This is a genomic window from Glycomyces niveus (genome assembly GCF_017592475.1).
Lineage (GTDB): Bacteria > Actinomycetota > Actinomycetes > Mycobacteriales > Micromonosporaceae > Glycomyces > Glycomyces niveus.
Genome location: NZ_JAGFNP010000013.1, coordinates 83441 through 108309, shown reverse-complemented (window position 1 = coordinate 108309; position 24869 = coordinate 83441). Strand labels below are relative to the sequence as shown.

26 protein-coding genes, 2 pseudogenes and 1 riboswitch are annotated in these 24869 nt (G+C 71.1%); of the genes and pseudogenes, 17 read left to right on the top strand and 11 right to left on the bottom strand.

All coding sequences use genetic code 11. The features are described 5' to 3' along the window. The first annotated feature begins 105 nt into the window (after positions 1 to 105). On the top strand, positions 106 to 1122 hold the full coding sequence (trpS, locus tag J5V16_RS20335; RefSeq protein WP_208498810.1) for a tryptophan--tRNA ligase: 1017 nt from the start codon (positions 106 to 108) through the stop codon (positions 1120 to 1122). A gap of 2 nt (positions 1123 to 1124) precedes the next feature. After that, positions 1125 to 1697: a 2'-5' RNA ligase family protein gene (locus tag J5V16_RS20330; RefSeq protein ID WP_208498809.1), complete on the top strand. Its 573-nt coding sequence runs from the start codon at positions 1125 to 1127 to the stop codon at positions 1695 to 1697. Between the two features lie 62 nt (positions 1698 to 1759). Here J5V16_RS20330 and J5V16_RS20325 read toward each other — a convergent pair whose 3' ends face one another. Beyond that, positions 1760 to 2125 (bottom strand): TFIIB-type zinc ribbon-containing protein, encoded by a 366-nt coding sequence (locus tag J5V16_RS20325; RefSeq protein ID WP_243901493.1) that lies wholly within the window; start codon positions 2123 to 2125, stop codon positions 1760 to 1762. Positions 2126 to 2318: 193 nt separating this feature from the next. On the opposite strand from J5V16_RS20325, the gene J5V16_RS20320 reads away from it, so the two are divergent. Further along, complete coding sequence (locus J5V16_RS20320; protein ID WP_208498808.1) at positions 2319 to 2651, top strand: hypothetical protein; 333 nt, start codon at positions 2319 to 2321, stop codon at positions 2649 to 2651. A 42-nt stretch (positions 2652 to 2693) separates the two neighbouring features. On the opposite strand, the gene J5V16_RS20315 is transcribed toward J5V16_RS20320, so the two are convergent. From J5V16_RS20315 to J5V16_RS20305, 3 genes and pseudogenes are all read right to left on the bottom strand, one after another. Continuing rightward, positions 2694 to 3158, bottom strand: a complete 465-nt coding sequence (locus tag J5V16_RS20315; RefSeq protein ID WP_208498807.1) for a hypothetical protein — start codon at positions 3156 to 3158, stop codon at positions 2694 to 2696. Positions 3159 to 3330: 172 nt separating this feature from the next. Then, positions 3331 to 4872, bottom strand: a complete 1542-nt coding sequence (gene purH / locus J5V16_RS20310; protein ID WP_208498806.1) for a bifunctional phosphoribosylaminoimidazolecarboxamide formyltransferase/IMP cyclohydrolase — start codon at positions 4870 to 4872, stop codon at positions 3331 to 3333. A gap of 26 nt (positions 4873 to 4898) precedes the next feature. After that, positions 4899 to 5063, bottom strand: a riboswitch (ZMP/ZTP riboswitch). 78 nt (positions 5064 to 5141) lie between these two features. After that, positions 5142 to 5630 (bottom strand): annotated as a pseudogene (locus J5V16_RS20305) (VanZ family protein); the annotation flags it as partial. Between the two features lie 59 nt (positions 5631 to 5689). Between J5V16_RS20305 and J5V16_RS20300 the strand changes: the two are divergent. The 3 genes and pseudogenes from J5V16_RS20300 to J5V16_RS20290 form a co-directional block, all read left to right on the top strand. Beyond that, entirely contained in the window at positions 5690 to 5917 is a 228-nt protein-coding gene (locus J5V16_RS20300) for a hypothetical protein (RefSeq protein WP_208498804.1), read from the top strand. Then, entirely contained in the window at positions 5914 to 6357 is a 444-nt protein-coding gene (locus J5V16_RS20295) for a PIN domain-containing protein (RefSeq protein ID WP_208498803.1), read from the top strand. Before J5V16_RS20300 ends, J5V16_RS20295 begins: the two co-directional genes overlap by 4 nt. A 63-nt stretch (positions 6358 to 6420) precedes the next feature. Continuing rightward, positions 6421 to 6873: pseudogene (locus J5V16_RS20290) on the top strand (aminotransferase class III-fold pyridoxal phosphate-dependent enzyme); the annotation flags it as partial. Positions 6874 to 6977: 104 nt separating this feature from the next. On the opposite strand, the gene purN reads toward J5V16_RS20290, so the two are convergent. Further along, positions 6978 to 7589, bottom strand: coding sequence for a phosphoribosylglycinamide formyltransferase (purN, locus tag J5V16_RS20285; protein WP_208498802.1), 612 nt, complete (start codon positions 7587 to 7589; stop codon positions 6978 to 6980). Then, complete coding sequence (locus tag J5V16_RS20280) at positions 7576 to 8961, bottom strand: cell division protein PerM (RefSeq protein WP_208498801.1); 1386 nt, start codon at positions 8959 to 8961, stop codon at positions 7576 to 7578. Before J5V16_RS20280 ends, purN begins: the two co-directional genes overlap by 14 nt. Before the next feature lie 115 nt (positions 8962 to 9076). Between J5V16_RS20280 and J5V16_RS20275 the strand changes: the two genes are divergently transcribed. After that, complete coding sequence (locus J5V16_RS20275) at positions 9077 to 9514, top strand: thermonuclease family protein (protein WP_208498800.1); 438 nt, start codon at positions 9077 to 9079, stop codon at positions 9512 to 9514. 51 nt (positions 9515 to 9565) lie between these two features. Here the strand turns inward: J5V16_RS20275 and J5V16_RS20270 are convergent, their stop codons facing one another. Genes J5V16_RS20270 through J5V16_RS20255 form a run of 4 tightly spaced genes read right to left on the bottom strand, consistent with a single transcriptional unit; the run spans position 9566 to position 12084 of the window. After that, positions 9566 to 9886: a type II toxin-antitoxin system PemK/MazF family toxin gene (locus J5V16_RS20270; protein WP_208498799.1), complete on the bottom strand. Its 321-nt coding sequence runs from the start codon at positions 9884 to 9886 to the stop codon at positions 9566 to 9568. After that, complete coding sequence (locus tag J5V16_RS20265; protein WP_208498798.1) at positions 9886 to 10107, bottom strand: hypothetical protein; 222 nt, start codon at positions 10105 to 10107, stop codon at positions 9886 to 9888. Before J5V16_RS20265 ends, J5V16_RS20270 begins: the two co-directional genes overlap by 1 nt. Before the next feature lie 34 nt (positions 10108 to 10141). Further along, positions 10142 to 10789 carry a response regulator transcription factor gene (locus J5V16_RS20260; RefSeq protein WP_208498797.1) on the bottom strand — a complete coding sequence of 216 codons (648 nt, stop codon included), beginning with the start codon at positions 10787 to 10789 and terminating at the stop codon, positions 10142 to 10144. Continuing rightward, positions 10777 to 12084, bottom strand: coding sequence for a sensor histidine kinase (locus J5V16_RS20255; RefSeq protein ID WP_208498796.1), 1308 nt, complete (start codon positions 12082 to 12084; stop codon positions 10777 to 10779). Before J5V16_RS20255 ends, J5V16_RS20260 begins: the two co-directional genes overlap by 13 nt. 192 nt (positions 12085 to 12276) lie before the next feature. Here J5V16_RS20255 and J5V16_RS20250 point away from each other — a divergent pair, with 192 nt between their 5' ends. The 3 genes from J5V16_RS20250 (at position 12277) to J5V16_RS20240 (ending at position 15876) form a co-directional block, all read left to right on the top strand. Then, positions 12277 to 12501, top strand: a complete 225-nt coding sequence (locus J5V16_RS20250) for a hypothetical protein (RefSeq protein ID WP_208498795.1) — start codon at positions 12277 to 12279, stop codon at positions 12499 to 12501. Beyond that, on the top strand, positions 12498 to 13265 hold the full coding sequence (locus tag J5V16_RS20245) for an ABC transporter ATP-binding protein (protein ID WP_243901491.1): 768 nt from the start codon (positions 12498 to 12500) through the stop codon (positions 13263 to 13265). The genes J5V16_RS20250 and J5V16_RS20245 overlap by 4 nt, the downstream gene beginning before the upstream one ends. Positions 13266 to 13422: 157 nt before the next feature. Then, a complete protein-coding gene (locus J5V16_RS20240; protein WP_208498794.1) occupies positions 13423 to 15876 on the top strand; it encodes an FtsX-like permease family protein in 2454 nt (817 codons plus the stop codon). Positions 15877 to 15953: 77 nt separating this feature from the next. Here J5V16_RS20240 and J5V16_RS20235 read toward each other — a convergent pair whose 3' ends face one another. Then, a complete protein-coding gene (locus tag J5V16_RS20235; RefSeq protein ID WP_208498793.1) occupies positions 15954 to 17402 on the bottom strand; it encodes an MFS transporter in 1449 nt (482 codons plus the stop codon). A gap of 86 nt (positions 17403 to 17488) precedes the next feature. On the opposite strand from J5V16_RS20235, the gene J5V16_RS20230 reads away from it, so the two are divergent. From J5V16_RS20230 to J5V16_RS20200, 7 genes are all read left to right on the top strand, one after another. Beyond that, a complete protein-coding gene (locus J5V16_RS20230) occupies positions 17489 to 17917 on the top strand; it encodes a MarR family winged helix-turn-helix transcriptional regulator (protein WP_208498792.1) in 429 nt (142 codons plus the stop codon). 128 nt (positions 17918 to 18045) lie between these two features. Continuing rightward, positions 18046 to 19038: a hypothetical protein gene (locus J5V16_RS20225; RefSeq protein WP_208498791.1), complete on the top strand. Its 993-nt coding sequence runs from the start codon at positions 18046 to 18048 to the stop codon at positions 19036 to 19038. 115 nt (positions 19039 to 19153) lie between these two features. Then, entirely contained in the window at positions 19154 to 19585 is a 432-nt protein-coding gene (locus J5V16_RS20220; protein WP_208498790.1) for a cobalamin B12-binding domain-containing protein, read from the top strand. 579 nt (positions 19586 to 20164) lie between these two features. Beyond that, complete coding sequence (gene sucC / locus J5V16_RS20215; protein ID WP_208498789.1) at positions 20165 to 21343, top strand: ADP-forming succinate--CoA ligase subunit beta; 1179 nt, start codon at positions 20165 to 20167, stop codon at positions 21341 to 21343. 4 nt (positions 21344 to 21347) lie between these two features. Beyond that, entirely contained in the window at positions 21348 to 22235 is an 888-nt protein-coding gene (sucD, locus tag J5V16_RS20210; RefSeq protein WP_208498788.1) for a succinate--CoA ligase subunit alpha, read from the top strand. Between the two features lie 550 nt (positions 22236 to 22785). Then, on the top strand, positions 22786 to 23514 hold the full coding sequence (locus tag J5V16_RS20205; protein ID WP_208498787.1) for a ComEA family DNA-binding protein: 729 nt from the start codon (positions 22786 to 22788) through the stop codon (positions 23512 to 23514). Between the two features lie 99 nt (positions 23515 to 23613). Next, entirely contained in the window at positions 23614 to 24846 is a 1233-nt protein-coding gene (locus J5V16_RS20200) for a metal-dependent hydrolase family protein (protein WP_208498786.1), read from the top strand. Positions 24847 to 24869 lie beyond the last annotated feature (23 nt).

Below are 24869 nucleotides of genomic sequence, written 5' to 3'. Positions count from 1 at the left end.
GTTTCGAGAGCAGAGTGCTCAAGATCCAACACAATTAAACATCAGGATCGGCGGCCCCGCAATACCGGGTGGTCGCCGTCTCCGCCCGGATGTCAGAATCGGTCCATGACCACTGCCGACCGCAAACCCCGCGTCCTCTCCGGGATCCAGCCGACCTCGGACTCCTTCCACATCGGGAACTACCTGGGCGCGCTGCGGCAGTGGGTGGCCCTCCAGGACACCGCGGACGCGTTCTACTGCGTCGTCGACCTCCATGCGATCACCGTCGATCACGACCCCAAGGTATTGCACCAGCGCTCCCGCGTCAGCGCCGCGCAGCTCCTGGCCCTGGGCGTCGACCCCGAGAAGTCGGCCCTGTTCGTCCAGTCGCAGGTACCCGAGCACCCGATGCTCGCCTGGATCCTCGGCGCCGAGACCGGCTTCGGCGAGGCCAGCCGCATGACCCAGTTCAAGGACAAGTCGGCCAAACAAGAACGCACAACCGTCGGGCTCTTCACCTACCCGATCCTCCAGGCCGCCGACATCCTGCTCTACCAGACCGACCAGGTCCCCGTCGGCGAAGACCAGCGCCAGCACCTCGAACTCACCCGCGACCTCGCGATCCGGTTCAACGGCACCTACGGCCAGACGTTCGTCGTGCCCGAGCCCCACATCGTCAAGGAGACCGCGACGATCAAGGACCTCGCCGAACCCGAGAAGAAGATGTCGAAGTCCTCGACCAGCCCGCGCGGCTGCGTCTACCTCCTCGACGAGCCGGGCCAGGTGCGCAAGAAGATCAAGAGCGCCGTCACCGACTCCGACGCCGAGGTCCGCTACGACACCGAGGCCAAGCCGGGCGTCTCCAACCTGCTCAACATCTATGCGGCACTGGGCAACACCACCGTCGAGAAGCTCGAGGCCGAATACGCCGGGAAGGGCTACGGCGACTTCAAGGGCGACCTCGCCGACGTCGTCGCCGACGCGCTCGCCCCGATCGGCGCGCGCACCAAGGAGTTCCTCGCCGACAAGGCCGAACTCGACCGCATCCTCACCGCGGGCGCCGAGAAGGCCCGCCACGTCGCCGCCCGCACGCTCGCCAAGGCGTACAAGAAGGTCGGCTTCTACCCGCCGGTGGCCCTTTAGTGGTGCCGCACGGTTCGACCACGCGGCGCGTCACCGTCGGCGTGGCGATCCCCGTGCCCTCGCCCTGGCGCGAGATCCTCGACGACGCCCGCACCGCCTCCGGCGACCCCCTCGGCGGCATCGTCCCCGCCCACCTGACCCTCTTGGGCCCCACTGAGATCCCCGCCGACTCCCTCGACGGCTACCGGGCGCACCTCGAAGGCGTCGCCGCGGCCTGCCCCGCGTTCCACCTGCACCTGCGCGGCACCGGCTCGTTCCGGCCCGTCACCGAGGTCGTGTTCGTGGCCGTCGTCGACGGCATCGCCATCTGCGAGCAGCTCGAATCCGCGATCCGGCAGGGCCCCGCCCGCCGCGAGCGGAACTTCCCCTACCACCCGCACGTGACGATCGCGCAGAACGTGGGCACCGCCGCGCTCGACCGCGTCTTCGCGGCGCTGGCCGGTTTCGAGGCGCGGTTCCGGGTGGACTCGTTCACCCTGTACACGCACCCGAGCCCGGGCGACTGGACCTCCGAGACGCTGACGGGCGCGCCGATCCCGTGGACGCCGCGGGCGGTTTACCAGCTCACGGGCTGAACGCTCGGGACAGACGACAGGGACCGAGCGGCTTCGCCGTTCGGTCCTTCGCGTCTCGCCGCCTAGAAGTCGAAGAGGTCCTCGAAGACGCTCTTCTTTTTCTTCTTCTTGTAGTAGTAGTCGTCCCTGCGGTGGTGGTCGTCGTGGTGGTCGCGACGGCGGTCGTCGTCGTAGCGGCGATCGTCGTGACGGCGGTCGTCGTAGCGACGGTCGTCATAGCGGGGATCGCGCGGCGGCGGGCCCGCGGGAGCGGCGGCGACGGGCGCACCGCCACCAGCGTGGAACGACTGCTCGAACTTCATCAGGTGCTCGAGCTCGCCGCGGTCGAGGAAAATGCCCTTGCATTCGGAGCACTGCTCCACGACCACGCCATTGCGCTCGTACTGGTGCATCGGGTTCTGACATTTCGGACAGAGCATCTGCATCATGACAACAACCTATCGTGAATCGCGCATGGATGCCCAACCACAACCGGGCGCTCCACCTGTGAGTTCTCTCAGCTGGAACGCCGGGCGTCAGAAACCCGACGAATGGTGTCCAACCGTCGACACGGCGGCACGGTTCTGCCAGCGTCGTCCTGGTGCGGGCAATCCCCGCATCTCGACAGAAACGGAGTGGACCGTGAAACGAATGATGATGGCGCTCATGGCCTGCGCGGCGGCGACGGCGCTCACCGCGGGCACGGCGGTCGCGGCCCAGGCCGCGGCGCCGGAGGCGGCCGCGATCTGCGCGGCGGTCGCGGACGAGCACCGCGCGGTGTGGGCCCAGCCCGGCACCTCGGGCGGCACGGTCGGCTCCGTCGTCGCCGGCCGCATTTACGACGCCGACTGCGCCCTGGTCCCCGGCCAGTCGTACACCGCGTGCGGGGCGACCACGAGCCAGTGGGCGTACGTGAACTACGCGGGCGACGACTGGGGCTACGTCCCCAGCGCCTGCGTCACCTGGGCTTCGTGAACATGGGGGCCGGCCGCCGGAACCGGCGGCCGGCCCGGCAGATCAGGAGCCGCCCTCGGGGTGGGTGGAGAAGTACCCGTGGGTGAAGTCGTTCGGGTATTCGGGCTGCTCGAACGGGCCGGTGACCCAGAACTCGGTGAAGAAGCCGTTCTGGACGTTGAAGAGGGTGACCGTGACGTCGTCGTACTGGCCCTCCTCGTTCTCGATCCACAGGCCGCGGAGGTGGCCGGTGGCGATCGCGACGTCGGGACCCCACTGGAACCACTCCAGGCCCCCGACCGAGCTGAACTCGGAGATGCGGAAGCTCGCCGGCTCGACAAGGTGGTAGGTCGCCCCGCCGAGGCCCATGACGGAGACGACCGGCGTGTCCGTCGCGTGGACGTTGGCGCTGCCGGCCGGTGCGGCCGGGAGGCTGTTGTCGGCGGAGGCCGAGGAGGCGGCGGCGATGCCGCCGACGACCCCGGCGACGGCGGCGGCCGAGGCCGCGGCGAACGCTCTTCTGCGCATGGGAACGCCTTTCGGTTGTGCGAAGGTTCTCCCACCCCATACGCCGGCGCGGCTCACCGAAGATGCCGAAGGCGGGCAGGGAATCATGGAAATTCCTTGCCCGCCAACGAGTCTCAGGTCACCTCAACGGTGCTGGTGCGTACTGCGCCCCATGCTCCACGTGCTGCCTTCGTCAGTGCGTGAAGTGCCTCGTCCCGGTGAGGTACATCGTGATGCCGGCTTCCTTGGCGGCGGCGATGACCTCCTCGTCGCGGAGCGATCCGCCCGGCTGGACGACGGCCTTGACGCCGCCGTCGATGAGGATCTGCAGGCCGTCGGCGAACGGGAAGAACGCGTCGGAGGAGGCGACCGAGCCGGCGGCCCGCTCGCCCGCGCGCTCGACCGCGAGCTTCGCGGAGTCGACGCGGTTGACCTGGCCCATGCCGACGCCGACCGAGGCCCCGCCCGAGGCGAGGAGGATCGCGTTCGACTTCACCGAGCGAACGGCGCGCCAAGCGAAGGCGAGGTCGGCGAGGGTCGCCTCGTCGGCGGCGTCGCCCGTGGCGAGGGTCCAGTTGGCCGGGTCGTCGCCCGCGGCGTCGATGCGGTCGGGGCGCTGCGCGAGCACGCCGCCGGAGATCGGCTTGAGCTCGATGTCGGCCGGGGCCCATCCGGGGGCGCGCAGCAGCCGGATGTTCTTCTTCGCCGAGAGGATCGCGATCGCCTCGTCGGTGAACGAGGGCGCGACGACGACCTCGGTGAAGATCTCGGCGATCTGGGCGGCGGCCTCGGCGTCGACCTCGCCGTTCGCGGCGATGACGCCGCCGAAGGCGCTCACCGGGTCGCATTCGTGTGCGGCGCGGTGGGCGGCGGCGATGGAGTCGCCGACGGCGATGCCGCACGGGTTGGCGTGCTTGATGATCGCGACGCACGGCGCGGTGAAGTCGTGCGCGGCGCGCCAGGCGGCGTCCGCGTCGGTGTAGTTGTTGAAGCTCATGGCCTTGCCGTGCAGCTGCTCGGCCTGCGCGAGCCCGGCCGCGCCGGGGGCGGCGTAGACGGCGGCCGCCTGGTGCGGGTTCTCGCCGTAGCGGAGGTCCGCGAGCTTGGTCATGGGCACGGCCTGGAAGTCCGGCAGCGCATCCTCTGTGGATTGTTCGGCGAGCCAGGTGGCGACGGCCGCGTCGTAGGTCGCGAGGTGCGCGAAGGCCTTGGCGGCCAGGCGGAGCCGCTCGGCGGCGGTGGTGCCCTCGACGGCGGCGGTGCGCACGAGGTCGTAGTCGGCGGGGTCGACGACGACGGCGACGTTCGCGTGGTTCTTGGCGGCGCCGCGGGTCATGGACGGCCCGCCGACGTCGATCTTCTCGACGATGTCGTCGAAGCCCGCGCCGGAGGCGACGGTGTCCTGGAACGGGTAGAGGTTGCCCACGAACAGGTCGAACGCCTCGATGCCGAGCTCGTCGAGCTGCTGCCGGTGGGATTCGCGGCGGACGTCCGCGAGCATGCCGGCGTGGACCTTCGGGTGGAGGGTCTTGACGCGGTCGTCGAGGATCTCGGGGAAGCCGGTGAGGTCTTCGACCTTGGTGACGGGAATGCCGGCCTCGGCGAGGCGCGCGGCGGTCGAACCCGTGGAGACGATCGATACGCCTGCCTGGTGGAGGTCCGCGGCCAGTTCGACGACGCCGGTCTTGTCGAACACAGAGATGAGGGCTCGCTGAATGCGCTTCCGCTCGGACATGAATGCACTGCTCCTGATGGTCTAATGACTGCGGCCCAGGCGTTCGACCGCAGTAACAGGTTCAGCAGTGCCGCTCCCTGGTGGTGCTCCACCTGCGAACGTCTTCTGAAGGTCCCCCCTCAACAACGAGCTGCCCGGTCCGTGCCACGGGAAACCTCGAAAGACGTCACTCGCCAGTCGCGACCGGCCGAGCGTAACACGGCCGGGTCGGGTTCCGGCCCGGCGACCGCGCGTGAGCGTCGCCACCAGGGCCGGGAGGCGAGCGCGGCCAGGACCGCGCCGGCGGCGTTCATGAGGGCGTCGTCGACCGAGACGACCCGGCCGGTGAGGAGCGAGAACTGCAGGGCCTCAAGGGTGACGGCGGCGAGGAGGGCGCCGGCGGTGATCGCGCCGAGCCCGAGCTTGAACCGGACCGGCAGGAAGCACCCGGCGGCGGCGAACACGAACAGGTTCCCGGCCAGCTGCTCGACGATGCGGCGCGGTCCGGCCCCCGCGAGGTCGGCGAGGTCCACGAGCGGGACGAGCTGGAGCGCGTTCGCGCCTTCGCGGGAGGTGAGGCCGAGGAACAGCAGCGGCACGGAGCCGACGACCGCGCCGACCTCCGCGAGCGAGTACAGCCGGGCCTCGCGGCGCGGGCGGCCGCGGCGGATGCGCCAGGCCGCGAGCGCCCAGGCGGCGGCGAACGCGAACGGCAGCAGCGCGAAGGCGACGTAGAGGGTGTTCGCTTCGAGGGTGTTGACGGCGAGGGGCGGGGTCATGCTCCCGAAACCTAGCCGAACGCCGCCCCGACCGCTACCTATACATGTACAATATGTTCATGCTTCAGACCACCGTCTACCTGCGAGATGAGCAGGTCGCCGCCTTGAAGGAAACGGCCGCCCGCCTCGGGCGGACCGAGGCCGATCTTCACCGTGAAGCGGTCGACCTCGTCCTCGCACAGCACGACACGCCGATGGGCGTTTGCGAGATGCCGACCGCCAGTGCGGGCCGGCCACTCGCTGCGCAGACGGACGACCTCCTCAAGGGGTTCGGCGCCGACCGTTGATCATCATCGCCGACACCTCCGGCCTGCTCGCGACCATCAACACTGATGACCCCGAGCATGAATCGTGCCGCAAGGCGCTGGCGACCGCGAGTCGACTCGTGATCTCGCCGCTCGTCCTGGCCGAACTGGACTACCTGGTCACCGAGCACATGGGCGAAGACACCGCGATAGCCGTCGCGGACCACATCGCCTCGAAAGCACGCGAAGGCCGCTACATGGTGGCCCCGATCGATGCCGACCTGCTCGCGGCGACCAAGCATCTCCGGGCTCAGTACCGCGCGCTCGCCATCGGACTCACCGATGCCGCCAATGTCGTCTTGGCGGCGCGCTTTCTCACGAGTTCGATCCTCAGCCTCGACCGCCGCCATTTCCGCTCGGTCGCGCCACTCACCGGGCCGGATGCCGCGTTTCGGCTCCTTCCCGACGACCAGAGCGGCTAGCCGAACCGCATACGGCCGCGTTCGCGTCGAGCAGCCCCGCGGAGGAGTGCGAACGGGCCGGCGTTCACCGAACGGCCCTACCCGGCGGGCCTGACCTACAGCGGGCATCCGCTCGCGTGCGCCGCCGCCATCGGCGCGCTCCGGGCGATGCACGACGAAGGCACCGCCGCGGCGGCCGCCCGGCTCGGCACAGCGGTCCTCGGTCCCGGACTCGCGGCGCTCGCCGAGGGCCACCCGTCGGTCGGCGACGTCCGCGGCATCGGCGCACTGTGGACGATCGAGCTCGTGCGCGACCGCCGAAGCCGGGAACCGCTGGTGCCGGTCGGCGCGACCGGGGAGGCGAACGCGCCGATGGCGGCGTTCACGCGGGCGTGCCGCGACCGCGGCCTGCTCACACTCGTCCTCGGCAACCGCGTCCATGTGGCGCCGCCGCTGAATATCACCGACGCGGACGCGGCGACCGGCCTGGCCGTCCTCGACCAGGCGCTGGGCGAGGCCGACGAGTTCGTGGACTAGCCGCCGTGCCGCGCGGGAACCGGTCGCGGCCAACGCGACCGGGCGCTCCCGCGGGGAACCCGATCCGGGGCGGGCGGGATCGCCCTGGGGACGGTGGACGGCGCCTAGCCGAGCCGCACGCGGCGGCCTTCGACCTTCCAGCCGTCGCGGACCATGCGGCCGACGGACGCGACCAGTTGGGCGCGTTCGGCTTCCTTGATGCGCTCGGTGAGGGTGTCGACGGTGTCGTCGTCCTCGACGGGGACCGCGCACTGGGCGATGATCGGGCCGGTGTCGACGCCGGAGTCGCAGATGAAGAGGGTCGCGCCCGCGAGCTTCACGCCGGCGGCGAGGGCCTCGCCGGGGCCGTTCATGCCCGGGAAGGCCGGGAGCAGCGAGTTGTGGGTGTTGATGTAGCGGCCGGGGAACGCCTCGAGGAAGCGGGGGCCGCAGAGCTTGAGGAACCCGGCGGAGACGACGAGGTCGGGCTCGTAGGAGGCGACGTCCTCGGTGAGCGCGCGGTCCCATTCGTCACGGGTCGCGTAGTCCTTGACGCGGTGCACGAACGTCGGGATGCCGGCCTTCTCGGCGCGCTCGACGCCGAAGGTGCCCTCGCGGTCGGCGCCGACGGCGGCGATCACGGCGCCGTAGGCGGGGTCGGCGCAGGCGTCGATGAGGGCCTGGAGGTTCGAGCCGGAGCCCGAGACGAGGACGACGAGCCGCTTAGGTGAGGTCACGTGAGTACGGTAACGCGTCGTCGCGGCTCGGCGCGGGTTCGGGGATGACCACCGTGTCCCTCCGCACCAGCTCGGCCTCGGCGGCGCGGCGGTGGACGGCGAAGAGGCGGGCGATGAGCGCGGCCCCGGCGAGGCCGATGAGGAACTGGACGGCGGCGATCCCCGCGACCGCGAGCGGGTCGGGTCCGAGGTCGGCCATGAGGTCGACGCCCGCCGCGCCGCGCGAGAGGTAGGCGAGGAGGCCGAGGACGGCGGCCGCCGTCGCCGCGGCGACGGTCGCGGCGGTGGTGACGCGAGGGACGCGCAGGTCCGGCGAGCGGTAGGTGAGGATGACGCCGAAGACGGCCGCGAGCATCAGCGGGAGTCCGATGAGGATGGTCGCGTAGTCGGGCAGGGGCGCGTTCGGTACGGCCGCGAAGACCGGGAAGGCCGGGAGCGGCCCGAGTTCGACCATGGAGGTCTGGACGGCGGTGCCCGCGCCGACGGCGAAGCCGGGGCCGGTGATGTACGCGGCGGCCCAGACCGCGCAGTTCGGCAGGTAGACGAGGCTCAGGAGCGCGACGATCCAGGACTCGGAGCCGTACAGCGCCAGCGTGTCCGCGACGACCGGCCCGCGCACGGCGAACGCGACGCCCGTGGCGGCCGCGCCGCAGGCGAGGAGCGCCCCGGCGGTGATCATGCCGGTGCGCAGGCCGCGCCGCATCCACACCGACGCGGTGTCCCACGGCAGGACCCCGGCCTCACGCGCCGCACCGAAGGCGGTGGCGGCGATGACGAGCGGCACGGCGTGCAGCAGCGCCGGGAGGATCTCGACGGTGAACGGGCCGGTGGTGCAGAGCGCGGCGGCCCCGGCGACGAGTCCGGTGTAGAGGATCGTGATGAGTCCGGCGGCGGCGCGCACGGCGGCGGCGTCGCGGCCGCCGATGGCGCGGGTGGTCCCTGCGGCGGCCTTGGCGAGCCGCCAGCACACGAGGACGGTGAGCGCGAGCGGGGCGACGCTCAGGTGCATCGGTCCGATGTCGACGGGCACGCCGTGCCCGGCGAGCCACGCGACCCCGGCGGCGGCCGCGACCGTGGCGACCGAGCCTTCGGCGCCGGCCTGCCACCAGCCGAGGATGACCGCGACGAGGATCGGCGTGACGACCACCGTGACCGCCCAGACGGTCGTCGCCAGCGCGGACGCGAGCAGGGCCCGGGGGCGTTTGGGCTTGGCGCGCTTGGCGTACGCGGCGGTGTCGACCACTTCGGTGTCGGCGGTGCGGCCGCGCGGCGGGGCGTCGACGGCGGAGCGCTCTTCGGGCACGGTGATGCGGACGGTGTCCCGCTGCGCGGACCCTGCTCCGCCAGGGCGTCGGTTCGGTCGTCGCTCCACGCCGACCAGTCTGTCACAGCCGGGCACGCCGAGGACGGTTCCCGTCCACGGGTTCGCAATGCGAGGATGGCGTTCGAACGTCCGGCTACTGGGGCCGGCCGGGAGGAGGCAGCACATGGAAGGTCCGGGCGACTTCTACGCGACGGTGGACGTGGTCGACGTGGTCGACGGGGACACGTTCCGCGCCGTGATCGACGGCGAGAAGGTCCGCGTGCGCATCATGGGGATCAACTCCCCCGAGTCCGGCGGCTTCCGCGAGGAGGAGGACTGGGGCGCCGAGGCGAAGCTGTACGCGCGCAAGAAGCTCCAGGGCCGCACCGTGCACCTCTTCACCGACCCGGGCGACCCGGCCTACGACCAGTACGACCGGCTGCTCATGCACGTGGTGATGGAGAACGGCATGAACTACGGGGTCCTCGCGGTCGCCGAGGGCATGGCGCACGCCTACATCCTGGGGCACCAGGAGCTCACGATCGGCGACACGCTCCGCAAGGCCGAGAAGCTCGCCAAGGCCGAGCGGCGCGGCATGTGGGCGTCCAAAGCCCACGACTGACGCACGCGAACGGGCGCTCCCTCAAAGGTGGGGGCGCCCGTCGGCCTTCGCTCAGGCCAGCGCGAATTTGAGCAGCAGCGCCCGGTCGAGGTCTTCGATCTCATCAAAATCCAAGGCGCCCATGAAGTCGCCCAGCCGTCCATGATCTACCGAGTAGATCTGGTCCGTGAGCACTCGGGTCGTCGTTCCGAGGAAATCGATCTCTGGGCGGTAGATGGTCCGGTGAGCACTGGTCGACGTCAGCGCCACGGTGATAGTGCTGCACGCGAAAGCGTCGGACTGGATCACGACACCGTGACGCCTTCCCTGCTGCTCATGACCGGTGGACTCTTTCGGCGGCTTGATCTCGTAGATCGCGCCTCGGAAGATCACTACGCGACACCCATGTACCGCTGGATCGCCAGTATCTCCGCGCGGTCATCAGGGGCGGCTTCGACTCGGTCTGCGTCTGCTTTCGCCTGCTTGAGCAGTTTCTCGCGATAAGCGTGCAGCAAGGCTTCCCGAACCGCCTCAGTCTTCGTCTTGCCATCGGCGGTCAACTCGGCTATCGCGATGTCCATCGCCTCGTCGGTACGCACGTTGAGCATTGACATACGACGAGTGTAACACAAAATATAATACGTGCGTTCAGGCACGTTCGAGGTAGTGGAGGACCGCGGCGACCCGGCGGTCGGTCTGGTCGTCCGGGGTGAGGTCGAGCTTGAGGAAGATGTTGCGGATGTGCTTGTGGACCGCGTTCTCGGTGATGAAGAGGCGCTGCGCGATCGCCTGGTTGCCCAGGCCCTCGGCCATGACGGAGAGGACCTCCTTCTCGCGCGGGGTGAGCCGCTCGACGGGGTCGTCGGCGCGGCGCTGCGCGAACAGCTGGGCGACCACCTCGGGGTCGATCGCGGTGCCGCCCTTGGCGACCCGGTGGAGGGCCTCCACGAACGCGTCGACGCGGCCGACCCGTTCCTTGAGGAGGTAGCCGACGCTGCGGGCGCCGTCGGCGAGGAGGTCGGTGGCGAAGCTCTGCTCCACGTACGCGGAGAGGACGAGCACGGCCAGGCCCGGGTGGGCGCGGCGGGCCGCGACGGCGGCCTTGATGCCCTCATCGGTGTGCGTCGGCGGCATGCGCACGTCGACGACCGCGATCTCGGGCCGGTGCTCCTCGACGGCGGCGAGGAACTCCTCGGGGCCGCCGACGGAGGCCACGACTTCGAAGCCCTCCCCCTGCAGCACCAGGTTGAGGCCCTCGCGCAGGAGGAAGTCGTCCTCGGCGATCACGATCCGCACGGCAGCTCCACTCTGATCTCGGTCGGCCCGCCCACCGGGCTGCGGACGGCCACGGTCCCGTCGAGCGCCTCCACGCGGCGCGCGATCCCCGCCAGGCCGGACCCGCCCGCGGCGTCGGCGCCGCCGCGACCGTCGTCCGACACGGCCACGCTGAGCGTATTCCCCTTGCGCCGCACCTCCACCGAGGCACTGGACGCACGGGAGTGCTTGGCCACGTTCGTCAACGACTCGGCGACCACGAAATAGGCGGTGGCCTCGACGCTCGCCGGGCACCGGCCCTCCACGGCCACTTCGAGCGTGCACGGCACCGCGCAGTCCGACGCGAGCGCGCTCAGCGCCCCGGCGAGGCCGCGGTCCTCCAGCACCGGCGGCAGGATCGACCGCACCACCGCCCGGAGTTCGGCGAGCGCGCCTTCGACGGTGTCCTGGGCGCGTTCGAGGATCTGGTCGGCGCGGGCCGGGTCGCGCTGGATCTCGCGGCGGGCCGCGCCGATGAGCACGTTGACGCCGACGATGCGGTTCTGCGCGCCGTCGTGCAGCGCCCGCTCGATGCGGCGCAGCTCGACCGCGTGCGCGTCCAGGGCGGCGGCGCGCGTCGCGGTCAGCCGGGCGACCTTCTCGGAGAGGTCCATCTCCGGGTCGGGGCCGAGGAACGCCAGGCCGGGCTTGGTCTGCAGCTCGAGGATCTTGGCGCCGAAGAGGATCCACAGGGCGAACACGGCGACGCCGGTCGCGCAGCCGAGCAGTGCGGCCGTGGCGGTCTCGGCTTCGACCAAGCCGTTGAGGATCCGCTGCTCCCCCTCCGGCGCGAAGTACCACCACAGCGGGTACGTGATGTCGTGGATCGTCGTGAACGGCATCTGCAGCAGCAGCGCCCCGAGGACGAGCCCCCACGTGCCGTGGACGACCAGCCAGACGAGGTCGCGGCGCACGCTCGGGTCGGCCTTGATCTCCTTGAACGTGCGCGGCACGTCCACGTACGGCCCCAGATAGGGGTTCTTGACCTCGTGGCCGAGGCGGCGCAGCCGCCCCCGCTCGAGCCCGGCGATCGTCCGCACCCACCGGATCATCGGCCTGATGAGGAACCGGCCGATCCCGAGGAACGCGAGCACGAGCGAGAGCAGCAGCAGCGGGATCGTGTACAGCGCCAGGAACGCGAACCCGGCCCCGACCACGCCGTACCCGGTCGCGCGCAGCGACACGAGCAGCAGCGCCTGCAGGTCGGCCGCCTCCCCTTCGGGGCGCAGCTGCTCGTCGAGCCAGGCCTTCGCCTGCCGCAGCCGTTCGCGGACCATCCACGCCCCCTTCCCTGAACCCGGTGCCGAGCCGGTCTTGAAAGCTACCCGCCGCCCCCCGGATCGTCGGTACCGCTGGCTGTACCAAGCGGCCTCCACCAGGCCCCACCCCGAATCGGCAAGCCAGCCGCATTGGGCCGCAGGCCCTTTCGCCATAGCGTTCTCCTCAACCGATCCCGTGGGGAGCACGACATGAACGACCAGTACCGCATCACCGACCCGCCGCCGCCGCCGACCGTCGGCCACTTCACGATCATGACGGCCGTGCTGTGGACCGGCGTCGTCGCCGGCGCCGTCCTCAACACCGGCCTCCAGGCCGTCGGCCTCCACCTCCTCGCCGTCCCGTTCGGCGCGATCGCCCTCGCCTGCGGCATCGCGCTCATCGTGCGGGCCGTCAAAAACCGGAGGCAGCGTTGAGCACCCTCGCCGCACCCCGCCCCGACCTGCGCACCGACACCGGGCGGCCCCCCGCGCTGCTGCTGCGCGACGTCACCAAGGTCTACGACGGCGCCCACACCGCGCTCGACCGCGTCTCACTCGAAGTGCGGCGCGGCTCGTTCCTGGCCATCATGGGCCCCTCCGGGTCCGGGAAGTCGACCCTGCTGCACTGCGCGGCCGGCCTCGACACGCCCACCTCCGGGGAGGTCCTGATCGGCGGCACCGAGATCGCCGGGCTCAGCGAGAACCAGCGGACCCGCCTGCGGCGCAGCCGCATCGGGTTCGTGTTCCAGTCCTACAACCTGCTGCCCTCGCTCACCGTGGAGGAGAACCTGACGCTGCCGCTGCGCCTCGCCGGGACCCCCGCCGACCGCCGCTGGCTGCAGGACCTGGTCGAACGCGTCGGCATCGCGGACCTGCTGCACCGGCGGCCCGGGGAGCTCTCGGGCGGCCAGCAGCAGCGCGCGGCGATCGCCCGCTCGCTCGCGGCCCGCCCCGAGGTGGTCTTCGCCGACGAGCCGACCGGCGCGCTCGACCTCGACACCGCCGCGGAAGTCCTCGACCTCCTCCGGGAGCTCGTGGACGACTCGGGGCAGACGGTCGTCATGGTCACCCACGACCCGGCCGCCGCCGCCCGCGCGCACGCCACCGCCGTCGTCGCGGACGGCCGCATCGAGCACTACCTGCCCGACGCGAGCGCCCAGGACCTGGCCGCGCTCCTCGCCGGCCTCCGGAGGCGCTGACCGTGCCGCACACCCGACACGAGCGCCCGGTCGCGAACCGGCCGCCCCACACCGCACCGGCCACTCCGGCCGGACTACGGAGGCCCTGACCGTGCGGACCACCCGACGACACCCGCAAGCGGACCGGTCCCCAGCCGCGAAGACATTCCACTTCCCGATGCTTCGGCCCTCGCTCTCCATGGCCCGCAAGCGCATCGGCGGCCTCGTCGCCGTCGCGTGCGCGGTGGCGGGTGGGGCGGCGATGGTCACCGCCACGGCGGTCCTCGCCGAGACCGGTGCGACCTCCCACCTGCCCGTCGACCGGCTCGCCGCCGCCGACCTCCTTGTCACCGCCGACCAGGCCTACGCCATCCCCGAGAACCCCGACCTGCCCTACGCCGAACGCGTCCCCGTCCCCGCCGAACTCGCCGCGCAGGCCGCGCACGTCGACGGCGTCGCCGCCGCCGTCCCCGACCTCACCTTCCCCGTCCACCTCGGCGCGGGCCCCGTCCTCGACGGCCACAACTGGCAGACCGCAGCCGCCGGCCCGGTGGACGGCGACGCCCCGGACGGCCCCGGCGAACTCGCCCTCGACACCGCGACCGCCCGAGCACAAGGCCTCGACCTCGGCGACACCGTCACCCTGACCACCGCGACCGGCACCGGCGACTACACGATCACCGCCCTCACCGACACCCCCGGCGCCCACTTCGACCCCGCCACCGCCACTGCGCTCGCCGCCCACCCCGGCGGCGGCGTCGACCTCATCGCCGTCACCCTCGCCGACGGCGCCGACCCGGACCAGGTCGCCGCCGACCTCGCCACCGCCCTCACCGGGCACGGCCTCAACATCGTCTCCGGCGACGACCGCGGCGACGCCGAACACCTCGCCGGCGGCACCGCCCGCGGCGAACTCATCGCTCTCGCCGGGGCCCTCTCCGGCACCGTCGTCCTCCTCGTCGGCTTCATCACCGCCGGAGCACTGTCCGTCTCCGTCGCGGGCCAGCGCCGCGACCTCGCCCTCCTGCGCGCCGTCGGCGCCACCCCCCGCCAAGTCCGGCGCCTCATCGCCACCCAGGCCAGCGCCGCCGCCGCCGCAGCGCTCATCCCCGGCATCGCCCTCGGCTACCTCATCGCCGAGCGCTTCATCGCGATCCTCACCGAAGCCGCCCTCGTCCCCGCCGCGCTCCCGCTCGCGCTCACCCCCATCAGCGGCCTCGCCGCCGCCGTCCTCCTCCTCGCCACCGTGCAGATCGCCGCCCGCGGCGCCTCCCGCCGGGCCTCCACGATGCCGCCCACCGAAGCCGTCGCCGAATCCCGCGTCGAACCCCGCCGCCCCGGCGCGGCCCGCACCGCCACCGGATTCGCGCTCCTCGCCGTCGCCCTCGCGCAGTCGATCCTGCCGCTGTTCCTGCGCAGCGAGGCCGCGTTCATCTCCGCCGCCACCGCCACCATGACGGCCGTCATCGGCTTCGCCCTCGCCGGACCCGTCATCGTCAAAGCCGTCACCGGCCGCATCCGCCGACGCCTGCACCCCGGCACGGCCGCACCCGTCTGGCTCGCCGTCAACAACAGCCACGCGTACGCGCTGCGCACCGCCGGATCGGTCACCGTCCTCGCCCTCGCCATCGGCCTCACCACCACCCAAGTGTTCAGTCAGACCACGCTCACCCGCACCATCGCCGACGAACTCGCCGCCGGCACCCGCGCCGACGCCACCGTCACCGGCCCCGTCACCGCCGCCGACATCGACGACCTCGCCACCCGAGTGGACGCTGCCGTGCCGCTCGTCGCCACCAGCGTCATCCGCGAACGCCACGTCATGGGCGACACCGAAGCCGAAGCCACTCCGACCCTCGCGCTCGGCCCCGGCGCCGATCACGTCATCGACCCCGGCGTCACCGCAGGCAGCCTCGCCGACCTGCACGGCGACACCGTCGCCCTCAGCACCGCCACCGCCGGTCTCTGGAACGCCGGCGTCGGCGACCGCATCGACCTCGTCCTCGCCGACGGCACCCGCACCGAAGCGGCGGTCGTCGCCGTCTACGAGCGCGGCTTCGGATTCGGCGGCGTCATCGCCTCCACCGACCTCCTCGCCGCCCACAGCGGCCCCCGCCTCTACGACACCGTCCTCGTCGCCGGCGACCCCGCCGCCGCGACCGCCTGGGCCGCAACGCGACCCGGGACCGCGGCCGCACCCGGCGACACCGCCCTCCGCGCGCCGTCCGGGATGAGCCCCGAACAGTGGGTCAACGTCCTCGTCATGGCCGCCATGACCGGCTACGTGCTCCTCGGCGTCGGCAACAGCCTCGCCGCCTCCACCACCAGGCGCCGCGGCGAATTCGCGGCCCTGAGGGTCATCGGCGCGACCCCGCACCAGATCCGCCACATGGTCCGACGCGAAGCCTTCATCACCGCCGCCGTCGCCGTCGCCGCCGGACTCCTCATCTCCGTCCTCCCCATGTCCCTTCTCGGTTTCGGGTTCACCGGGCAGCCCTGGCCGCAGGGCCCGCTCTGGGTCGTCCCCGCGGCTGCCGCCCTCACCACGCTGATCGCCTACGCCGCCATCGCGATCCCCACCCGCCAGGCGCTCAAGACCCCGCCGACCATGCTCCTCGCAGCCGTGGACTGAACCGGGAAACAGCGAGTGGGGCCGCCGATTACGGCGGCCCCACTCGTGCGGGTGTTGATGCGGTCAGACGGCTTCGGCTACGCGGCTTCGACCGCGGTGCGGCGGCCCAGCAGCGCGGTGGCGCTGGCGAGCAGGCCGACGATCGCGACCACGGTCACCATGTAGAGGCCGGGCCGGTACTGGTCGAGGTTGGTGGCGACGCCGCCGGAGATCAGGCCGGTGACGATCGCGAGGACGACCGCGCCGCCGATCTGGCCGGAGGTCTGGACGAGGCCGGAGGCCAGGCCCTGCTCGTCGTCCGCGATGCCTTCGGTGGCCTGCACCATGACCGCGGAGAAGCCGATGGCGAAACCGAGGCCCAGCAGCAGGAACGAGGGCAGGTAGTCGGCGAAGTAGTTCGGCTCGGGGTTGCCGCCGCGCAGGATGAACCACAGGTAGCCGAGGACGAACGAGGCGAGCGCGGCGATGATCATCGACTTGGTGCCGTAGCGGTCGATGAACTTGCCGGCGATCGGCGAGAGGATCGCGACGATGATCCCGGCGGGGGCCAGGGCGAGCGCCATCTGGATCGGCTCCCACTGGAGCGTGTTCTGCAGGTACAGGGACACGATCGTCTGGAAGCTGATGTAGGAGCCGAAGATCGCCAGCGCGGCGAGGTTGGCCCGCACGATCGACTTGACCTTGAAGATGCTCAGGCGCACCAGCGGGTGCGAGACCTTGTTCTCGATGATGAAGAACGCGGTGAGCAGGGCGACGGCGAGGACCGCGGTGGCGGTGACGAGCGGCGTGAACCCGGTCTCGGGGGCGGTGACGATCGTGTAGACGGCGGCGAGCATGCCGCCGGTGAGGGTCACGGTGCCGGCGAAGTCGATCGAGCCGCGTTCGCGGTCGGTGGTCTTGGGGACCACGACGAAGGCGGCGATGACGACGCCCGCGACGACGACGGTGGGCACGTAGAAGGTCAGTCGCCAGTCGACGCTGGTGAGCAGGCCGGAGGCGATGAGGCCCGAGGCGTAGCCGGTGGCGCCGAAGACGGTGAAGATCGACAGCGCCTTGTTGCGGTCGTGGCCTTCCTTGAAGGTGGTGGTGATGATCGAGAGCGCGGCCGGGGCGGTGAACGCGGCGGCGACGCCCTTGACGATGCGCGAGGCGATGAGGAGGCCCTCGTTGTCGACGAGGCCGCCGACGAGGGAGGCGATGCCGAAGACGACGAGCGCGGTCAGGAAGACCTGGCGGCGGCCGAGGAGGTCGGCCATTCTGCCGCCGAGGAGGAGCAGGCCGCCGTAGCCGAGGATGTAGCCGTTGACGATCCACTGCAGCGAGCTGGTCTCCAGGCCCAGTTCGGCGCCGATCGACGGGAGCGCGACGCCGACCATGGAGACGTCGAGGGCGTCGAGGAACATCGCCAGGCCGGCGACGAACAGGACGGCCCAGAGCTTTGGCCCCCATCGGCTCGGGGCATGTGATTCGGGATCGGGGGTGTCGGGGAGGTCGTTGGTGCGCGGTTGGGTCTCGGTGATCGTCATGCCGAGAACCTTACATGCACGCGCATTGGATGTCAACGCATCTAATGAGTGGACATTAAATGTCTTGACATGGTAATCTCCTGGTCATGGAGGCTGAAACCGACGTCGACGTGTGCGCCAAGTGGTCTGAAACACTTCGCGTGTACCACAACACATCCTGCGAGCTCGAGAACGAGCTGCAGTCCCGGCACGACCTGGGACGCAGCGAGTTCGAGGTGCTCCTCATCCTCTCGCGCGAATGCGGCGCCGCCGCCGGCGGCAAGGCGAAGATGAAGGACATCGAAGCGGAGATGTACCTCAGCCAGAGCGCCCTCTCGCGCACCGTCACCCGCCTCGAGAAGGCCGGGCTCGTCACGCGCGCCGCCTGCGACTTCGACCGCCGCGCCAACTTCCTCATGCTCACCCCCGCCGGGCTCGAGCGGTTCGAGGCCGCCAAGCCCACGCACCGGGCCGTCCTCGTCAAGCACCTGGTCGACACCACCGCGTCGCAGCCGGCGGCCGCCTGCTCCCGGTAGCGTTCGATACCGCTGGGCGCGTGGCGATCACGCTCCGGGCTGGACGGCTTTCCCCGACCCCCAGCCTCGGTCGGTATGGTGAAGGCGAGAGCAGTCACAACCGATCCGGCCCGTGGAGCGTGGATGCAATGACTCCCCCAGAGAACGAACAGCCCGACAACGAGGACGGCGGCACCTTCAAGCTGAAGCCCGGCGCCGCAGGCGGTGCGCCCGCGCCCGCCCCGTCCGGCGACGAGTCCGGCCTCGACCGCACGATGAAGATCCAGCGCCAGGGCGGCGCCCCGGCCGGGGCCTCGACCCCGCCCCCGCCGCCGTCGCCGCTGGGCAACCCGACCGGCCCGGCGGAGCCGAACGTCGCGTCCTTCGCCGAGACCACGGTGATGCCGCAGCAGGGCGGCTCGCAGACCGGGTTCCAGCCCGCGTCGCAGCCCCCGCAGCCGAACCCGCTCGGCTCCGGCCCCATCCCGCAGCCGCCCCAGCAGCCCTACGGCCAGCAGCCGCAGCCGTTCCCCGGCCCGCCCCCGCAGCCCGGCTACCCGCAGGGCCAGCCCGGCGTGCCGCAGGGCGAAGCGCCGCAGGGCATCAAGCACATCGGCCTCATGGCGATGATCGGCGCCGGCGTCGGCGTCGTCTTCAGCATCGTCAACGTCGCCGTCTACGGCCCGCTCATCGCAATGGGCGGCCTGGTCATCAGCGTGCTCATCGGCGGCGCGTTCGCCTACTACGGCTGGGCGCTCCCCAAGGGCAAGATCACCTCGCCCGGGCTGCGCCTCACCGGCGTCATCCTCATGATGATCGGCGCCGGCGGCTCGCTCCTCGCGGTCCTCGGCTCGTTCCTCTTCCCGCTCATGCTGGTCATGTACCTGATCAACGCGGGCGTCTACGGCTACGCCAGCTTCCTGTACCTCACCAAGCAGGAGGTCAAGGACTACATCAAGGGCGCCCCCGCCGCGGCTCCCGGCGGCTACCCGCCGCCCGCGCCGCAGCAGCCGTACGGGCAGCAGCCCCCGGCCGGCTACGGTCAGCCGCAGCAGCCCCAGCAGCCGGGCGCGTACCCGCCGCCGCCTCCGGGCTACCCGCAGCAGGGCCAGCAGCCGCCGCAGGCCCCGTACGGCGGTTAGGCCTACCGCCTCACGCCGGTCGCGACTAAGCTCACTCGTAAGCAACGGCCGCGGCACGCACGGTTCGCCAAGAGCGCCGTGGGTGCCGCGGCCTCCTGTACGAGGAGGTACATCTATGTCCGCTACCGGCACACCGATCAGGGTGGTCGTCGCGAAGGTCGGGCTCGACGGACACGACCGGGGCGCGAAGGTCGTGGCGCGAGCACTGCGCGACGCGGGCATGGAGGTCGTCTACACCGGCCTGCACAACTCCCCCGAGCAGGTCGTCGCGACCGCGCTCGCGGAGGACGCCGACGCGATCGGCCTGAGCATTCTCTCCGGCGCGCATATGACGCTGTTCCCGCGAGTCCTGCGACTACTCGACGACGCGGATGCGCGCGACATCATCGTCTTCGGCGGCGGCATCATTCCCGACGAGGACGCCGCCGAACTGCGCGCCGCCGGAGTGGCCGAGATATTCGGCCCCGGCGCCTCGACGCAGGTGATCGCCGAATGGGTGCGCGACCATGTGCCCTCACCCGATCAGGGCCGCCCCGCATCCGTTTAATCGGCCTTGACCTGCGGAAACAGCCCCGCTAAAAAATTCTCTGAGAAGACCGTAACCGCCCGCGAGCGCCCTCGTTCTTAATAGTGTCGGACGCAGTGGAATACCGCGGAAGACGCATCGGCAGCGGGCCAATAAGGCCGCTATTGCGAAAGGCCGCCGCGCCACCGGGAGTTCACTCCCGGTTCGGATCGCGGCAATATCGCACGGTTTGTAGAGCTGTGCCACAAACTGCCGATGCCCTGTCGATTGAGGGGTGGCGATAGGGCATCGTGCCTAAGGGAGTCAAGCCTTTGAGGGGTGGGCTTGATTCCCGCTAAGGGGACCGGACGCCTGAGGGGTGCGTCCGGTCCCCGCCTCTTTCCCCATTCCCGCCCCGCATCGCCGGCACGCTCCACCCTCACGGGCCGCCGCGCCGCTCGTGCGATCTTCGACCTCGTCACACCGGGCGCCCGTCGCACGCTTCGCCCGCCCGCTAAGGGTTACCCTGCGAGAACGGGCACCTGCACCCTCTCCCGCCCACCGGCGGGAAGGTCGGGCCGACCCGGTCAAAGAAGACTAGCTAGTGGAGCGGACTCTACAGTGGATCTGTACGAATACCAGGGCCGCGCACTGTTCGCCCGGCACAACGTGCCGGTACTGGACGGCGGCGTCGCCACCACCACGCAGGAGGCCGTGGAGCTCGCTGAGCGCCTCGGTGACCGGGTGGTCGTCAAAGCACAGGTGAAGGTCGGCGGCCGAGGCAAGGCGGGCGGCGTCAAACTCGCCGACAACGTCGACGAGGTCAAGACCCACGCCACCAACATCCTCGGCATGGACATCAAGGGCCACACCGTCGAGAAGGTCATGCTCACCGTGACCGCCGACATCGACGAGGAGTACTACTTCTCCTACCTCCTCGACCGGGCGAACCGCACCTTCCTGTGCATCGCCTCGACCGCGGGCGGCATGGAGATCGAAGAGGTCGCGCACACCGCGCCCGAGAAGGTCGTGAAGCTCCCGATCGACGCCGGCGTCGGCGTCACCCCGGAGATCGCGAACGACATCGTCAGCAAGGCCGGGTTCCCCGAGGACCTGCGCGACCAGCTCGTCGACGTGTTCGTGAAGCTGTGGGGCGCGTTCGTGTCCGAGGACGCGACGCTCGTCGAGGTCAACCCGCTCGTGCGCACGCCCGAGGGCAAGGTCCTCGCGCTCGACGCGAAGGTCACCCTGGACGAGAACGCGGACTTCCGCCACCCCGAGAACGCCGAGTTCGAGGACAAGTCGTCCGTCGACCCGCTCGAGCAGCGCGCCAAGGACTCCGGCCTCAACTACGTGAAGCTCGACGGCTCCGTCGGCATCATCGGCAACGGCGCCGGCCTCGTCATGTCCACCCTCGACGTCGTGTCGTACGCGGGTGAGAACCACGGCGGCGTCAAGCCCGCGAACTTCCTCGACATCGGCGGCGGCGCTTCGGCCGCGGTCATGGCGAACGGCCTCGAGGTGGTCCTGTCGGACCCGCAGGTCAAGTCCGTGTTCGTGAACATCTTCGGCGGCATCACCGCCTGCGACGAGGTCGCCCGCGGCATCCTCGGCGCCCTCCAGACCCTCGCCGACCGCGGCGAGGACGTCACCAAACCGCTCGTCGCCCGCATCGACGGCAACAACGCCGAGGCCGGCCGCCAGATCCTGGCCGAGGCGAACCACCCGCTCATCACCGTGGTCGAGACCATGGACGCCGCGGCCGACAAGGCCGCCGAGCTCGCGAACAAGGGGGCCTAGTCCAATGGCGATCTTCCTCAACGAGAACAGCAAGGTCATCGTCCAGGGTATGACCGGCTCCGAGGGCATGAAGCACACCCGCCGCATGCTCAAGGCCGGCACCGAGATCGTGGGCGGCGTCAACCCGCGCAAGGCCGGCACGAAGGTAGACGTCGACGGCGTGAGCCTGCCGGTGTTCGCCTCCGTCGCCGAGGCGATCGCCGAGACCGGCGCGAACACCTCCGTCGTGTTCGTGCCCCCGGCGTTCTGCAAGGCCGCCGTGATCGAGGCGATCGACGCCGAGATCGAGCTCGCGATCGTCATCACCGAGGGCATCCCGGTGCACGACTCCGTGACCTTCTGGAACTACGCCGAGTCCAAGGGCAACAAGACCCGCATCGTGGGCCCGAACTGCCCCGGCATCGCGTCCCCCGGCAAGTCGAACGCGGGCATCACCCCGGCCGACATCACCGGGACCGGCCCGATCGGCCTCGTCTCCAAGTCGGGCACGCTGACCTACCAGCTCATGTACGAGCTGCGGGACCTCGGCTTCTCGACCTCCGTCGGCATCGGCGGCGACCCCGTCATCGGGACCACCCACATCGACTGCCTGAAGGCGTTCGAAGAGGACCCGGAGACCAAGGCGATCGTCATGATCGGCGAGATCGGCGGCGACGCCGAGGAGCGCGCTGCCGAGTACATCAAGAACCACGTGACCAAGCCGGTCGTCGGCTACATCGCCGGGTTCACCGCGCCCGAGGGCAAGACGATGGGCCACGCGGGCGCCATCATCTCCGGTTCGGCCGGCACCGCCGAGTCGAAGAAGGAGGCCCTGGAGGCCGCCGGCGTCAAGGTCGGCAAGACCCCCAGCGAGACCGCGCGCCTCATGCGCGAGGTCATCGAGAACCTCTAAGCAGCGCTTAGCGACAAGGGCCGGGCGGCATGGCCGCCCGGCCCTTCCGTCTGCCGCCGCGCTCGTCGACCCACGCCGTCCAGCCGCCTCACCGGCGTCCACCGTCCACTTCGGCGGCGACCTCACTGGGACCATCGCAGCCCCATCGACCCCCGGCTGCGGCGGAGATCGCCGGTGGCCGTCCCGCCCTCACCGACCGGGTCCGTCGCCGCCCTCACCGACCCCGGGCCGCGGCGGCGTTCATCGGTAGCCGTCCAGCTGCTTCACCAGCGTCCCGGCCACCGCCGCCGTTCGGCGGCGACTTCCCCGGGGCCGGCCGCGGCGGAAGATCGGTGATAGCTCTCCCGCCCCTCCCGACCAGGTCCGTCGCCGCCCTCATCGACCCCGGGCCGCGGTTCGGCGCTGACCGCCCCGCCTTGCCCGACACGCGTGTCCGGCCAGCCGTCGAGGGGTGCGCCAGCGCAGCCGAAGCCGCTGCGCCGCAACGACTTCACCGCAGCAGTCCCGCTGCACCGACCGGGTCCGTGCGCTGCGCGGATATCATCGGCCGATGCCCCCTCGCCGTGCCGAAGACCCCGAGTCTCGCGACCCGCTCCCGGCCGAACCGCCCGCCGACCGCCCCGGCCCCGCCACCGTCTGGTGGGCGCTCCTGCCGATCCTCATCCCGGGCGCGGGCGCCCCGATCGCGTTCGGCGTCGGCGCCGCGCACCGGCCCTCCCCCGCGACCATCATCCCCCTGATCGCCTACACCGCAGCGGTGTTCGGGTACTGCGGGCCCGTGGTCGACTACGGCAGCGACATGCCGCCGTGGGCCGACTACCTCACCATGTTCTCGGCGCTCGCCGCGACATTCGGCGCGAGCGGCCACCTCTTCGCCATCCGCCGAAAACTCTGGACCGCCCCGCCCGCCCCCGTCCACGTCCCCGCCCAGCAGCGGCCGCTGCCCGCCGACGGCGTCCCCGCGCTCGCCCACGCGCTCCACCTCCGCATCGCCGCACGGCGCATCGCCGAGGGCGACCCGATGCTGGCCAAGCGGCTGCGCATCGGCCGGCCCGACCTCCCGCGCAGCAACGACGACGGCGGACTCGTCGACCTCAACCACGCGCCCGCGGCCGTCCTCAAGGAGCTGCCCGGCTTCAACGCGGCGCTCGCCGAGCGGGTGCGCGAGCGCGTGGAGCGCCTGGGGCCGTTCCAAAGCCTCGACGAGGTGATCCTCGAGATCGACGTCGCCCCCGGGTTCGAACGCCACCTCCGCGAATACGTCATCCTCCTCCCCTGAGCACCGGCGCCCGGGCGACCGCCGCGACGCGCACGCCATCGGGCATATTGGTCGTGCACTAGCCGCGCGGCCAGTCCGGTCGCGGCGAGAGGAGGACCGATGACCGAGACCCTGTTCGAACGGGCGAACGTGCTCGACACCGCCGCCGGGACACTGGTCCGCGACCAGCGGGTGCTGGTGCGCGGCAACACGATCGAAGCGGTCGGCGGCGACCTCCAGGCCCCCGCCGGGGCGCGCCGCATCGACCTCGCCGGAAAGACCCTCATGCCCGGCCTCATCGACTGCCACGTGCACGTCAACGCCCACAGCGCCGACCTGTCCGGCCTCGGCGACGAATCGCCCGCATACGTCGCCATCAAGGCCGCCAACGAGATGCGCGACATGCTCCACCGCGGGTTCACCACCGTCCGCGACCCCGGCGGCGCCGACTTCGGGCTCCACCAGGCCGTCAGCGAAGGACTCATCGACGGCCCGCGCCTCTACTTCGGCGGCAAGGCCCTCTCCCAGACCGGCGGCCACGTCGACATGCGCCCGCGCGGCCGCTCAGTCCGCGACGACCACCAGTGCTGCCCCGACCTCGGCCTCGTGTGCGACGGCGTCGACGAAGTCCGCAGGGCCGCAAGAGAACAACTCCGCACCGGCGCGTTCCACATCAAGATCATGCTGTCCGGCGGCGTCGCGTCCCCGACCGACCGCATCGACTCGACGCAGTTCTCGATCGACGAGATCCGAGCGATCGTCGACGAAGCCGAGGCCGCCAACCGGTACGTCGCCGGCCACGCCTACACCGCCCGCGCCATCAACCGCGGCCTCACGGCGGGCGTGCGCTCGATCGAACACGGCAACCTCCTCGACGAATCCAGTGTGGACCTGTTCCTCGAGCACGACGCGTTCCTGGTCCCCACCTTGGTCACCTACCAGCGCATGGCCGTCGAAGGCGCCGAACACGGCCTCCCCGCCGCCAGCATCGCCAAGAACCCCATCGTCCTCGACGCCGGACTCCACGCCCTCGAACTCGCCCACCGGGCCGGCGTCAACATCTGCTACGGCTCCGACCTCCTCGGCGGCATGCGCCGACACCAGCTGCGGGAATTCACCATCCGCGGCGCCGTCATCCCCGCCGCCGACGTCCTCCGCTCCGCCACGACCACCGCCGCGAAACTCCTCAACGAGGAAGACCGCCTCGGCCAGATCATCCCCGGCGCGCTCGCCGACCTCCTGGTGGTGGACGGCGACCCGCTCACCGACCTCGAGGTGCTCACCGACCCCGAAGCGAACCTCCAGCTGATCATGCAGAACGGCGACATCAAATCCGATCGCCTCGGGAGCTGAACGCCCGAGAATTCGCAGTGGAG